This window comes from Streptomyces sp. SudanB52_2052 (assembly GCF_964272415.1).
Taxonomy (GTDB): domain Bacteria; phylum Actinomycetota; class Actinomycetes; order Streptomycetales; family Streptomycetaceae; genus Streptomyces; species Streptomyces olindensis.
Genome location: NZ_OZ186796.1, coordinates 1,712,295 through 1,725,239, shown reverse-complemented (window position 1 = coordinate 1,725,239; position 12,945 = coordinate 1,712,295). Strand labels below are relative to the sequence as shown.

Sequence of the window (12,945 nt, the reverse complement as noted above, 5' to 3'; positions counted from 1 at the left end):
TGACGGTTCCTCACACCTCCGTGCGGACGACGACCTGTGCCGTCCCCCACCGGCCCGCCCCGTACGCCGGACCGCCCGCGTCCCGGCCGCCCTCGGTGCCCGCGCCGACCAGCCGCAGCAGACCGCCGTCCCCACCGGCCGGAGCCGGGCTCAGGCGTGCGCCGGAGGGGTCCGCGGGGGACCAAGCGGGCAGCCGGAACGGGGCGAGGTTCAGCTCGTCCTCCGCGACGATCACCTTCAGCCAGTCCCGGGTGAAGGCGCCCGGCACCGGCGCGCGCCCCTGCGGCAGCCGCAGCCACACCGGCCGGCCGCGCCGCGCCCACCCTGTCCTGCCGTCCCCGATGAACTCGCCCTCGAACAGGTGCGGGGACGAGCCGTAGCTGTCCGTCAGGTCGAGCAGGACCGCCCACAGGTCACGCCCGGAGGAGTTGTGGATCCCGACCCGCACCTGCGGTTCCCGGCCGCCGGGCGCGTACCCGCAGACGATCTCGCCGTCCGCCGCGTGCCGCAGGCTGCCCACCGGCGTCTCCTCGACGGTGATCCGCACCAGCGACGACAGCAGCGGATCCGGGTTGGCGAGATCCCGGATGTGGTGCCAGCGCGCGATGTGCGCCAGGCAGTCGGCGACGCGGGCCGCGTCCGCGGGGGACCGCAGCGGCAGGTCCGACACGGGATGACCGGCCCCGCCCGACACCCGCGCCCGGCCACCCCCGGCCGCCACCCGCAGCCGCAGGAGGCCCGCTTCCGCGGAGTCCGACGGAGGCCCGTCCGGCGCGAGGGCCAGCGCGGGCACCGCCGCGACGGCCTCGGCGACCAGGCGCACGGCGGCCGCCTCACCGGACAGCGCCACGACGGCCGGCGGGAACGCCAGCGCCGACGGGGTCACGGCGTGCGCCGTCCGCTCGTCCTGCGCCGTCGGATGCCAGCCGACCGGATCCACCCGGGCCGACTCGGGGCGCACCTCCCGCACCACGACCGTGCGCGCCCCGGCGTCCCCGAGCAGGGCGAACTCGGCGCCCGCCGACCGCAGCCCGTGCGCCGCACCGCAGTTGACCTCCCACCCCCACGGCGTGTGCCGCAGCAGGAACGGCGAGGCCGGCACCGGCTCGCCGGACAGGAAACCGCCGTCCTCCGGCCCGCGCAGCTCCGGATGCTGGACCAGGCTCAGCGCGCGCACCCCGCCCTCCGCGAGCGCGTGCACCTCGCCGTACGTGGCCGTGGGGCCGAGCCGGTCCAGCGCGCTCAGCAGCGCATGGCTGAAGCACCCCCGGATCCGGCCGTCGAGGAAGTGCTCGTACGCGCGCTCCTGCGGCCGGCACGCGGCCAGCAGCACGTGCCGGCCCGGCTCGGTTCCCGGCCCTCCGCCCTCGCGGGACGCCCCGCGCCACCACGACTGCCAGGGCACACCCCGCACCGCGGCACCCGACGGCACCTCGCCGTCCTCCCGTGTCGCACCGCCCGAGTGGCAGCAGTCCAGCACCGCGACGACATGCGTGCCGCGCGCGGCGATGCGGTCCAGCAGCGCCCCGAGTTCGGTGTCCCGCAGCACCGGCTGTCCGCCCGGGGCGATGCTGTCGTGGCACACCAGCGCCTGGGACCGGCCGGTGGCCTCGCCCGGATCGGCGGTCGGGCTCTGGCTGCCGTGCCCGCTGAACCACAGCAGCGCGGTGTCGCCCGGGCCGCCGCGCCCGAGGTGCTCCTCCAGGCCCGCGAGCACGGCCGCCCGGGTCGCCCGGTCGTCGTGCAGCGTCCGGATGCGGGCCGGCGGGCCGCTCCTGCTCCGCAGCCAGCTCTCCGCGGCCCGCACGTCGTTGACGCAGCCGCTCAGCGGCCGTCCCGGATAGTCGTCGATGCCCACGAGCAGGGCGTACACGGTGCGCATGCGCTGATCCTTTCAGGCGTGCCGGGGCGCGGGCAGGGCGTTTCCGGGGCGCATACCGGGCGCCCGCGCGCAACCCCATGACCCTTCGCTCCGCGGCCGGTTGACTTGAACGCGGCCATGGCTGATGTTTGTGCCGCCTTCAGCACCACGCGTAACGGAGGGAACACGCACGTGAGTTTCGGGGGACCCACCAACCCGTACCAGCCGCCCTGGCCGCCGAACGGCGGACCCTACCCGCCGCCTCCGGCCACCGGCCCCCACGTGCCGCCCCAGCCGGGTCCCGCACCGTACGGCCACCCGCAGCCCCAGCCGTACCCGCCCCAGCCGTACCCGCCCCAGCCCCAGCCGTATCCGCCCCAGCCGTACCCGAACGTGCCTCAGGGGCGGCCGGGCCCCTGGGGACCGGGGTGGGGCGGCCTGCGCGGCGCCCAATGGCCTTCGGTGCGCGAGCTGTTGCGGCAGGGGCAGGGGAGGATGTCCGGCTGCATGTGGCTGGTGCTGCTCGCCCCGTGCACCTGGTTCACGATCGTCCCGCTCGTGGCGTGCTACTCGTTCGCGCGCTCGGCCCGCGTCCGCGCCCACCGGCTGTTCCCGCCGCACGGGCACCGGGTCGGCGACGACCGGCAGGTGGTGCGCGTGCAGAAGACGCGGGCCTGGGTCGCGGCCGTCATGTCCCTGCTGCTGCTCGCCGTCTACGGCACCCCGGAGGACGCCGTCGAGGCCCGCGAGCTGTACATCATGCGGCTGGCGGTCACACCGCCCCTGCTGCTGCTGAGCGCGCCCGTGGTGATCGCGGTGCTGTTCCGGTGGGCGTCGGCGCAGACGCGGTCGGCGATGCGGGTACGGGTGCGGGCCGCGCTGCGGTCGGCCGGCTGGTACATCGGTGCCGTGACGGCCCTGCCGCTGCTCGGCGGGGCGATCGTCCTGCTCGGCCGGAAGCAGGAGGCCTCCTCCGGGTCGCCGGGCGCCGCGCCCTGGCTGATCCTCGCGGCGGCCCTTCCCCTGGTCTGGCTGCTGTTCTTCGTCGGGTTCGCCACCGGCCCGGCCATCCGCACCGGCTTCAACACCGCGGCCGTGCACGCGGCGCTCCCCGCCCTGCTGACCGGCACGCTGGTGTGGGAGTTCACGGTCATCAGCCTGCTCGCGGGCGGTCTGCCGCCCGGACCGCCGGTGGTCCAGGTCCTCGCCGTCCTCGGCGGCCCCGCCTCGGTGACGGCGGTGGCCTGGTGGGAGATCCGCCGCCTGCGCGCCCGGCACGGGGTGACGCTGCGCGCCTGACCGACGGACCGTCAACTCCGCGCAGCCGCCGGGGCGTCCGCGCCCAGCCCTCGCCCATCCGCGCCCCGGCCCGCGCCCGACCGTGATTACGTAAGCCCATGACTGCGATCAGACTGCTGCTCGTCGACGACGATCCGCTGGTGCGGGCCGGGCTGTCGTTCATGATGGGCGGGGCCGACGACATCGAGATCGTCGGCGAGGCCGCCGACGGCGGCGAGGCGGAGGCGCTCGTCGACCGCACCCGCCCCGACGTCGTGCTCATGGACATCCGGATGCCGGCGGTGGACGGTCTCACGGCCACGGAGCGGCTGCGGGCCCGCGAGGACGCCCCGCAGGTGGTGGTCCTCACCACCTTCCACGCCGACGAGCAGGTGCTGCGGGCGCTGCGGGCGGGCGCCGCCGGCTTCGTCCTCAAGGACACCCCGCCGGCCGAGATCCTCGCGGCGGTGCGCCGGGTCGCGGCCGGCGACCCGGTCCTGTCGCCCACCGTCACCCGCCAGTTGATGCGGCACGCGGCCGGCACCGCCGCCGACACCCGCCGCACGCGCGCCCGCGCCCGCATGGCCGTCCTCAACGACCGCGAGCGTGAGGTCGCCGTCGCCGTCGGCCGGGGCCTGTCCAACGCCGAGATCGCCACCGGGCTCTACATGAGCGTCGCCACCGTCAAGACGCACGTCTCCCGCATCCTGGCCAAGCTCGACCTGAACAACCGGGTGCAGGTCGCCCTGCTCGCCTACGACGCGGGACTGCTCGACGAGGAGGAAGGCAGCTGACCGCCCGCCGTCACGGGTGGGCGTGGGCGGCCCCGCCGGGGATCTCCGCGAGGCGCACCGGCCTGCGCTCCCGGCGCGACACCTCGCACGCCTCCGCCACGCGCAGCGCCTGCAGGGCCTCGCGCCCGTCGCAGGGGTTGGCCCGCTCGCCCCGGACGACCTCGACGAACGCGTTCAGTTCCGCCTCGTAGGCCGGGCCGAAACGCTCCAGGAAGCCCGTCCAGGGCTTGTCGGCGGCCGGCGGACCGGTCGGCTCGGTGGACGCGATCGGCGTACGGTCGTCCAGGCCCACCACGATCTGGTCGAGCTCCCCGGCGAGCTCCATGCGCACGTCGTAGCCCGCCCCGTTCAGCCGGGCACCCGTGACCGTCGCGAGCGTGCCGTCGTCGAGGGTGAGCAGCGCGGCGCCGGTGTCGACGTCGCCGGCCTCGCGGAACATCGCGGGTCCGGCGTCCGACCCGGTCGCGTACACGTCCGCCACCTCCCGGCCCGTCACCCAGCGCAGCACGTCGAAGTCGTGGATCAGCGTGTCCCGGTACAGCCCCCCGGACAGCGGCAGCCAGGCCGCCGGGGGCGGCGTCCGGTCGCTGGTCAGCGCCCGCACGGTGTGCAGCCGCCCCAGTCTGCCGGACCGCACGGCCTCGCGGGCACCCGTGTAGCCGGTGTCGAAGCGGCGCTGGAAGCCCATCTGGAGCACCGTCCCGGCCGTCTCGACCTCGGCGATCGCGTTCAGCGTCCCCGGCAGGTCCAGCGCGATGGGCTTCTCGCAGAACACCGGCAGGCCCGAGCGTGCTGCCCGACCGATCAGTTCGGCGTGGGCCGACGTCGCCGTCGTGATCACCACCGCGTCGACGCCCCAGCGGAAGATCTCCTCCACGCCCGGCGCCGCCGTCTCACCCAGCCGGTACGCCAGTTCCTGGGCCCGCGCGGCATCCGCGTCCGTGAGGATCAGGGAGCCCACGTCGCGGTGCCGGCTGAGCGTGTTCGCGTGGATCGTGCCGATGCGGCCCGTACCGATGACGCCGATGCGCATGAAAACAAAGTGCGTGTCCGACCCGCCCCTGTCAATCTGCATGTCCGGACAATCTGACTACACAACTTCCCGTCAACAACGCACGGAGCTACGCTCAGCGCGTGCCGAAACCAGAAGTGGACCCGACCGTGCAGCTCGAGCTCAGCGTGGACCGCAGCTCTCCCGTGCCGTTGTACTTCCAGCTGTCCCAGCAGCTGGAGGCCGCGATCGAGCACGGGACGCTGACCCCCGGCAGCCTGCTGGGCAACGAGATCGAGCTCGCCGCGCGGCTCGGCCTGTCCCGGCCGACCGTCCGCCAGGCCATCCAGTCGCTCGTCGACAAGGGCCTCCTCGTGCGCCGCCGCGGTGTGGGCACCCAGGTCGTGCACAGCCAGGTCAAGCGTCCGCTGGAGCTCAGCAGCCTCTACGACGACCTGGAGGCGGCGGGCCAGCGCCCCGCCACCAAGGTGCTGGTCAACACGGTCGTGCCCGCCTCCGCCGAGGTCGCCGCCGCGCTCGGCGTCGCCGAGGACAGCGACGTCCACCGCGTGGAACGCCTGCGCCTCGCCCACGGCGAGCCCATGGCCTACCTCTGCAACTTCCTGCCCCCCGGCCTGATCGACCTCGACACCGGCCAGCTGGAGACCACCGGCCTCTACCGCCTGATGCGGGCGGCGGGCATCACGCTCCACAGCGCCCGTCAGTCCATCGGCGCCCGGGCGGCGACGACGGAGGAGGCGGACCGCCTGGCCGAGGAGACGGGCGCGCCGCTGCTGACCATGCAACGCGTCACGTTCGACGACACGGGCCGGGCGGTCGAGTACGGCACGCACACGTACCGTCCGACGCGCTATTCCTTCGAGTTCCAGCTGCTTGTGAGGACGTGAGAGGACGGTCCGCACCACCCCTGCGCACCGCACCGTGCCGTCCTGTGAGGCAGAATCGGGCGCGATGAGCACCTACCGCGACTTCACCGCCCCCATCGGCTCCCGCCGTGCCACCGTGCTCCGCACGGTCGGCACTCGGGAGCGCCGCTCACACCTGACGGCACCCCGCGTGCCCACGGTCGGCATCGACATCGGCGGTACGAAGGTGATGGCGGGCGTCGTCGACGCCGACGGCAACATCCTGGAGAAGCTCCGCACGGAGACCCCGGACAAGTCCAAGAGCCCCAAGGTCGTCGAGGACACCATCGCCGAACTGGTCCTGGACCTCTCCGACCGGCACGACGTGCACGCCGTCGGCATCGGCGCGGCCGGCTGGGTCGACGCCGACCGCAACCGCGTGCTGTTCGCGCCCCACCTGTCCTGGCGCAACGAACCCCTGCGGGACCGCCTCGCCAGCCGCCTGTCGGTCCCCGTGCTGGTCGACAACGACGCCAACACCGCCGCCTGGGCCGAGTGGCGCTTCGGCGCCGGCCGCGGCGAGGACCACCTCGTCATGATCACGCTGGGCACCGGCATCGGCGGCGCGATCCTGGAGGACGGCCAGGTCAAGCGCGGCAAGTACGGCGTGGCCGGCGAGTTCGGCCACATGCAGGTCGTGCCCGGCGGCCACCGCTGCCCGTGCGGCAACCGCGGCTGCTGGGAGCAGTACAGCTCCGGCAACGCCCTGGTCCGCGAGGCGCGCGAGCTGGCCGCCGCCGACTCGCCGGTCGCGTACGGGATCATCGAGCACGTCAAGGGCAGCATCGGCGACATCACCGGCCCGATGATCACAGAGCTGGCCCGCGACGGCGACGCCATGTGCATCGAACTCCTCCAGGACATCGGCCAGTGGCTCGGCGTCGGCATCGCCAACCTCGCCGCCGCCCTCGACCCGTCCTGCTTCGTCATCGGCGGCGGCGTCTCGGCCGCCGACGACCTGCTGATCGGCCCGGCCCGCGACGCCTTCAAGCGGCACCTGACCGGCCGCGGCTACCGCCCCGAGGCCCGCATCGTGCGCGCCCAGCTCGGCCCCGAGGCCGGCATGGTCGGCGCCGCCGACCTCGCCCGGCTGGTCGCCCGCCGCTTCCGCCGCGCCAAGCGCCGCCGGGTCGAGCGGTACGAGCGCTACGAGCGGTACACGCAGTCGCTCCGCAGTTCCCAGGAGACGCTGTGACCGCCTCCCTGCCCCACCAGGGCCCGTGGCCCGAGGAGCCGGACCGCCCCGTCGAGGACCGCCGCCACATGATCCGCCGCAGGGCCCTCACCCTGCTGATCATCGTGCTGCTCATCGGCATCCCGGCCGGCTACCTGGTGATCTCCGCGAACCAGAGCCGCGACAGCGGCAAGGACAAGGAGGCCAAGTACTCGGCGACCGGCCTCACCGAGGGCTGGCCCTCCAAGCTCCAGCGCCGCATCTACCAGGTGCCCGTCCCGCACCCCGCCTGGCACGTGGCGTACTACGAGACCAACAACTGGAAGACCAGCCGCCTCTACGCCCAGTTCGAGACCAACGCGGCCGGCCTGGACGCCTATCTGACGGGCCTCGGCATGACCCGCGAGGACCTGAAGAAGGGCCACATCACCATCGGCGCCCGCGACCGGAAGGTGACCGGCTGGAAGTTCCCCGGGGGCGACGGGTGGTACGGCTTCGTCCACCGGCAGAAGAACCCGGCCCCCACGCACGACGTCGTCGTGGACCTCTCCAACCCGGCGTACCCCTGGGTGTACGTCGTGTCCCGGACCGTGCCCTGACCCGCCGCCGGGGCCGATTGTCAGACCCCGCCCGTAGAGTCGGAGACAACTGATCCGACGGACGGGGCGGGAGGTGACAGGACGTATGGGCGACACGGCTGCGGTGGCCGAGCGGGCGGGGGAGCCCACGGCACCGGTCCGGCTCCCGGCCGTCTTCCTGCCCGCGCCCCTCCCGCGCCAGGGACGGATCGCCTTCTGGGACCCCGAGGGCGAGCCCCTGCCCGCCGAGGACACCGAGCTGACCGTCGTACGACGCCACGGCTCGGGAGTCCGGCGGCGGACCGCCCCGGCGCTGACCCTCCCGCTGGAGGCGGCCCTGCCGCTCCTGGTGCGGGCGCGGCACGACCCGGCGGCCCACCCCGCCACCGCCTGCTGGGGCGCCGCCGCCCTGCACGCCCTGCGGCTCACCGCGCGCGGCCGGCTCCTCCCCGGCCTGACCGCCACCGGCCACGACGCCTGGCGGGCCGGCCCCCTCGACCCGGACGACATCGCGCACCTGCGCGCGATCGCCGCCGCCCTGCCGTACGAAGGGCACGCCGTCCCCCTGCCCGGCCCGGGCCCGATCCGCCTGCCCGAACCGGAAGCGCTGGTGCGCGCCTTCCTGGACGCGGTCGCCGACACCCTGCCCCGCACCCCGGCCGCGCCCCACACCACCGGCCGGCCCTTCGCCGCCCGCGAGGCCACGCGTCTGCCCGGTGCCCAGGACTGGGCCGCCGAGGTCGCCGCCGGCATGGACGCCGGGGTGCGCGTCTCGCTCCGCCTGGACCTGTCGGCGTACGACCTGTTCGACGACGCCCCGGACGGCGGGGCGCGCAGCGTCGGCGCGGCCGTCGTCCAGGTGCACAGCCTCGCCGACCCCACCCTGGTGGCCGACGCGGCGGCCCTGTGGGCGGGCGAGGCCGACGCCGCCTTCGGCCCCCGCGCGCGGGTCGACGCCGCCCTCGCCGTCCGCCGCGCGGCCCGGGTGTGGCCGCCCCTGGACCGGCTCTCCGAGCAGGACGTGCCCGACGTGCTGGCCCTGACCGAGGAGGAGCTGAGCGACCTGCTCGGGGTCGCGGCCACCCGGCTCGCCGCGGCCGGCGTCGCCGTGCACTGGCCCAGGGACCTGGCGCAGGACCTGTCCGCCACGGCGGTGGTCCGCCCCGCGCCCGGCTCGGCGACCGACGGCACCGGCTTCTTCGAGAGCGAGGACCTGCTCCGGTTCCGCTGGCAGCTCGCGCTCGGCGGCGACCCGCTCACCGACGCCGAGATGGACACGCTCGCCGAGGCCCACCGGCCGGTCGTCCGGCTGCGCGACCAGTGGGTCCTGGTCGACCCGGCCCTCGTCCGCAAGGCCCGCAAGCGCGACCTCGGGCTGCTCGACCCGGTCGACGCCCTGTCCGTCGCCCTCACCGGCACGGCCGAGGTGGACGGCGAGACGGTCGAGGCCGTCCCGGTCGGCGCGCTGGCCACCCTGCGCGACCGCCTGACCGCGGGGGTCCGCCCGGCCGAGCCGCCCCCGGGCCTGCACGCCACCCTCCGCGACTACCAGCTGCGCGGCCTCGCCTGGCTCGACCTCATGACCTCCCTCGGCCTCGGCGGCTGCCTCGCCGACGACATGGGCCTCGGCAAGACCATCACCCTCATCGCCCTGCACCTGAAGCGGGCCCGCCGCGAGCCGACCCTCGTGGTCTGCCCGGCCTCGCTGCTCGGCAACTGGCAGCGGGAGATCAACCGCTTCGCCCCCGGCGTCCCCGTCCGCCGCTTCCACGGCCCCGACCGCAGCCTCGCCGGCCTGGACGGCGGCTTCGTCCTCACCACGTACGGCACGATGCGCTCGGCGGCCCCCGCCCTGGCCGAGCAGGCCTGGGGCATGGTCGTCGCCGACGAGGCACAGCACGTCAAGAACCCGTACTCCGCCACGGCCAAGGCGCTGCGCACGATCCCGGCCCCCGCGCGCGTGGCCCTCACCGGCACGCCCGTCGAGAACAACCTCTCGGAGCTGTGGGCCCTGCTCGACTGGACGACCCCGGGCCTCCTCGGGCCGCTGAAGTCCTTCCGCGCGCGGCACGCCCGGGCCGTCGAGACCGGCGAGGACGAGGAGGCGGTGGAGCGCCTGGCCCGCCTGGTCCGGCCCTTCCTGCTGCGCCGGAAGAAGTCCGACCCGGGCATCGTGCCCGAGCTGCCGCCCAAGACGGAGACCGACCACCCGGTCCCGCTCACGCGCGAGCAGGCCGCGCTGTACGAGGCGGTGGTCCGCGAGTCGATGCTCGCCATCGAGACCGCCGAGGGCATGGCCCGGCGGGGCCTGGTCCTGAAGCTGCTGACGTCGCTGAAGCAGATCTGCGACCATCCGGCGCTGTACCTGAAGGAGGAGCACGCCCCGGCCGGAGACCGGCTCGCCGCCCGCTCCGGCAAGCTCGCCCTGCTGGACGAACTGCTCGACACGCTCCTCGCCGAGGACGGCTCCGCCCTGGTCTTCACCCAGTACGTGGGGATGGCCCGCCTGATCACCTCCCACCTGGCGGGCCGCGCGGTCCCGGTCGACCTCCTGCACGGCGGCACCCCGGTCCCCGAGCGGGAGCGCATGGTGGACCGCTTCCAGGCCGGCTCGACCCCGGTCCTGGTGCTGTCCCTGAAGGCGGCGGGCACCGGCCTGAACCTCACCCGCGCGGGCCACGTCGTGCACTTCGACCGCTGGTGGAACCCGGCCGTCGAGGAACAGGCCACCGACCGCGCCTACCGCATCGGCCAGACCCAGCCCGTCCAGGTCCACCGCCTCATCACCGAGGGCACGGTCGAGGACCGCATCGCGGAGATGCTCCAGGCCAAGCGGGCCCTGGCCGACGCGATCCTCGGCTCCGGCGAGTCGGCCCTCACGGAACTGACGGACCGTGAGCTGTCCGACCTGGTGTCCCTGCGGAGGACGGCATGACGGCCCGCCCCGCCGACGAGGCCCGCCGGGCCCTGCGGGCGGCCCGGGAGCGAGCGGCCCAGGGCCCGGACCCGACGGCCCCTCCGGCACCCGCCGGCCAGGAGACCCCCCGACCGGGTGACGTGGCGCGCGAGGCGCTGCGAAGGGCGGTGTCCGAGCACCGGGGGAGCGGCCGGGGTGGCGAGGACCGGGCGAGCGGGGAGGACCGGGCGAGCAGGGAGGGCGCGGCGACCAGGGAGGGTGTGGCGGAGGGCACCGGTGCGCCCGACGACACCCGGGCGGTGGGAACACCCCCGGAGCCGGAGGCACCCGCCGATCCGCAGGAGGGCCCGACGGGACCCGCCCCGGCCGACGCGCGCCCCGGGAAGGAAGCCGGGCAGGGTTCGACGGCCGACCGCGACAGTGACTGGTCCGACCGCGACAGTGACTGGTCCGACCGCGCCACTGGTCGGCCTGACGGCGAGACCGACTGGGCTGACCGCGACACTGATTGGTCCGGCCGCGCCACGGACCGGTCCGACCGCGCCACCGAGCGGTCCGGCCGCGACACTGGTCGGCCTGACCGCGCCACCGACCAGCCCGGCAGCAACGCCGACCGGCCCGGCAGTAACACCGACCAGCCCGACAGCAACACCGACCGGCCCGGGCCCCGCGCGGCGGATATCGCACGCGAGGCGCTGCGTGCCGCCCGGGACGATGCGCGGCGGGCCCGGGAGGAGACCGAGCGGGAAGGCGCCCGGCGAAGGCGCCGGGCCCGGCAGAGCGCCGTGGACGACAGAGCCGCAGCGGCGCGGCGGGCGCGCGACCACGGCGCGGGTGGGGCGGTGCGTGACGTACAGGAGTTGCTGTCCGGTGCTTTCCGACTGCCGAGCCTGCCGGACACGACGCCCGATGACCGGCCCGACGCGGCGCCCGACCCCAGGGAGGAGACGGCCGGGCACCGGAGCCCGTCCTCCCCCCTGGCCGACCTGCCGCACGGGTCGACCGTTCGCGCCCCGGAGGGGCCGGACAGCGCGGGGGGCCCAGGAACGCCGTCGGGGTCCTCGACGGACGCGACCACCGACGCCACCCCCGCCCCCAACCCCACCCCCACCCACTCCACCCCCCGCTCCATGGCCGCCCCCCACCGGGACAGCGACCACCGCCGTACCTTTCCGCCCTTCCCGGCCCGGGAGGGCACGACCTTCGCCGAGAGCTGGTGGGGGAACGCCTGGGTGGGCGCGCTGGAGCAGGGCGCGCTGGACGCCAAGCGGCTGGAGCGCGGGCGGGGGTATGCCGAGCAGGGGCATGTCGACGCCATCACGGTGACGCCCGGTCTCGTCCTGGCGTACGTGCGGGGCAGCCGTCCGCGCCCGTACCGCGTCCAGGTGCGACTGCGCACCCTCGGCGACTCCGACTGGGACCGGTTCCTGGACGCCGCAGCCGACCGGCCCGGGCACATCGCCGCGCTCCTCGACAAGGAGATGCCGCACTCCCTGGCCGACTGCGGTGTGCCGCTGCTGCCCGGCCCCGGCGACCTGGAGCCGCGGTGCAGCTGCCCCGACCGCGGCCACCCCTGCAAGCACGCCGCCGCCCTGTGCTACCAGACCGCCCGGCTGCTCGACGCCGACCCCTTCGTGCTGCTCCTGCTGCGCGGCCGCGGCGAACGCGAACTGCTCGACGCGCTGTCCCGGCTGAGCGCCACCCGCGCGGCGCGCGCCGCGCAGGACCGGGAACCGGCCCCCACACCCGGAGTGCGGGCCGGTGACGTCGTCGCGCCGCGCGCCCTCCCACCCCTCCCGGCGCCGCTGCCCGCGCCCCCGCACCCCGAGCAGCCCCCGGCCTACCCGGCCGCCCCCGGCGGCCCGGACCCCTTCGCCTTGGACCAGCTGGCCACGGACGCCGCCGCCCGGGCCCACGCCCTGCTCACCACCGGCCGCGACCCGGTCGGGCAGCTCACCCTCTGGCAGGACGCGGTCCGCCTGGCCGCGGCCCGCCCCGGCTCGGGGCTCACCGCCGGCACTCGGGCGCTGTACTCCTCCCTGGCCGCCGCGGCGGGCCGTACCCCGTCCGACCTGGCCCGCGCGGTAGCGGCCTGGCGTCAGGGCGGGCTGGAAGGCCTGGCCGTGCTGGAGGAGCCGTGGGACCCGCCGGCCGGGCGGTTCGACCGGGCCCGGCCGCTCCTCCTCGCCGCCGACCTGCCCGCCTTCCGGCCCTGGCGCAACCACCTCACCCACCCCCGGGGCCACGTTCAGCTCCGCCTCGGCCGCGACGGACTCTGGTACGCCTACGAGTCCGAGCCCGGCCAGGACGACTGGTGGCCACGCGGCACCCCCGATCTGGATCCGGTCGGCGCGCTGACGGGCCTCGGCATTCCCGGCGAACCCTGAGGGGCCGCCTGCCGGAGGGTCGAGCACAGGGACAGGAAG

Annotated in this window: 9 protein-coding genes; 7 read left to right on the top strand and 2 right to left on the bottom strand. The window is 75.6% G+C overall.

The annotated features are described in order from the left end of the window. Nucleotides 1-10 precede the first annotated feature (10 nt). Nucleotides 11-1,882, bottom strand: coding sequence for a caspase family protein (locus ACSUPV_RS07645; RefSeq protein ID WP_436947179.1), 1,872 nt, complete (start codon nt 1,880-1,882; stop codon nt 11-13). 171 nt (nt 1,883-2,053) lie between these two features. On the opposite strand from ACSUPV_RS07645, the gene ACSUPV_RS07640 reads away from it, so the two are divergent. Together ACSUPV_RS07640 and ACSUPV_RS07635 are read left to right on the top strand one after the other, a co-directional pair. Then, the gene (locus tag ACSUPV_RS07640; RefSeq protein ID WP_359795216.1) at nt 2,054-3,160 is read left to right on the top strand and encodes a hypothetical protein; all 1,107 of its coding nucleotides are present in this window, start codon (nt 2,054-2,056) and stop codon (nt 3,158-3,160) included. A 98-nt stretch (nt 3,161-3,258) separates the two neighbouring features. Further along, nucleotides 3,259-3,933 carry a response regulator transcription factor gene (locus ACSUPV_RS07635; protein ID WP_031120297.1) on the top strand — a complete coding sequence of 225 codons (675 nt, stop codon included), beginning with the start codon at nt 3,259-3,261 and terminating at the stop codon, nt 3,931-3,933. Nucleotides 3,934-3,943: 10 nt separating this feature from the next. Here ACSUPV_RS07635 and ACSUPV_RS07630 read toward each other — a convergent pair whose 3' ends face one another. Continuing rightward, the gene (locus ACSUPV_RS07630) at nt 3,944-4,966 is read right to left on the bottom strand and encodes a Gfo/Idh/MocA family protein (protein WP_037759850.1); all 1,023 of its coding nucleotides are present in this window, start codon (nt 4,964-4,966) and stop codon (nt 3,944-3,946) included. 128 nt (nt 4,967-5,094) lie between these two features. Here ACSUPV_RS07630 and ACSUPV_RS07625 point away from each other — a divergent pair, with 128 nt between their 5' ends. The 5 genes from ACSUPV_RS07625 to ACSUPV_RS07605 all read left to right on the top strand — a co-directional run bounded on the left by ACSUPV_RS07625 (nt 5,095) and on the right by ACSUPV_RS07605 (nt 12,906). Continuing rightward, nucleotides 5,095-5,832: a GntR family transcriptional regulator gene (locus tag ACSUPV_RS07625; RefSeq protein WP_359795218.1), complete on the top strand. Its 738-nt coding sequence runs from the start codon at nt 5,095-5,097 to the stop codon at nt 5,830-5,832. A 64-nt stretch (nt 5,833-5,896) separates the two neighbouring features. Then, nucleotides 5,897-7,045 carry an ROK family glucokinase gene (locus ACSUPV_RS07620; RefSeq protein ID WP_037759848.1) on the top strand — a complete coding sequence of 383 codons (1,149 nt, stop codon included), beginning with the start codon at nt 5,897-5,899 and terminating at the stop codon, nt 7,043-7,045. Continuing rightward, entirely contained in the window at nt 7,042-7,623 is a 582-nt protein-coding gene (locus ACSUPV_RS07615) for a hypothetical protein (protein ID WP_031120302.1), read from the top strand. The genes ACSUPV_RS07620 and ACSUPV_RS07615 overlap by 4 nt, the downstream gene beginning before the upstream one ends. Nucleotides 7,624-7,708: 85 nt before the next feature. Beyond that, nucleotides 7,709-10,537 carry an SNF2-related protein gene (locus ACSUPV_RS07610; protein WP_436947178.1) on the top strand — a complete coding sequence of 943 codons (2,829 nt, stop codon included), beginning with the start codon at nt 7,709-7,711 and terminating at the stop codon, nt 10,535-10,537. Then, entirely contained in the window at nt 10,534-12,906 is a 2,373-nt protein-coding gene (locus tag ACSUPV_RS07605) for an SWIM zinc finger family protein (RefSeq protein ID WP_436947177.1), read from the top strand. The genes ACSUPV_RS07610 and ACSUPV_RS07605 overlap by 4 nt, the downstream gene beginning before the upstream one ends. Nucleotides 12,907-12,945: the final 39 nt, after the last annotated feature.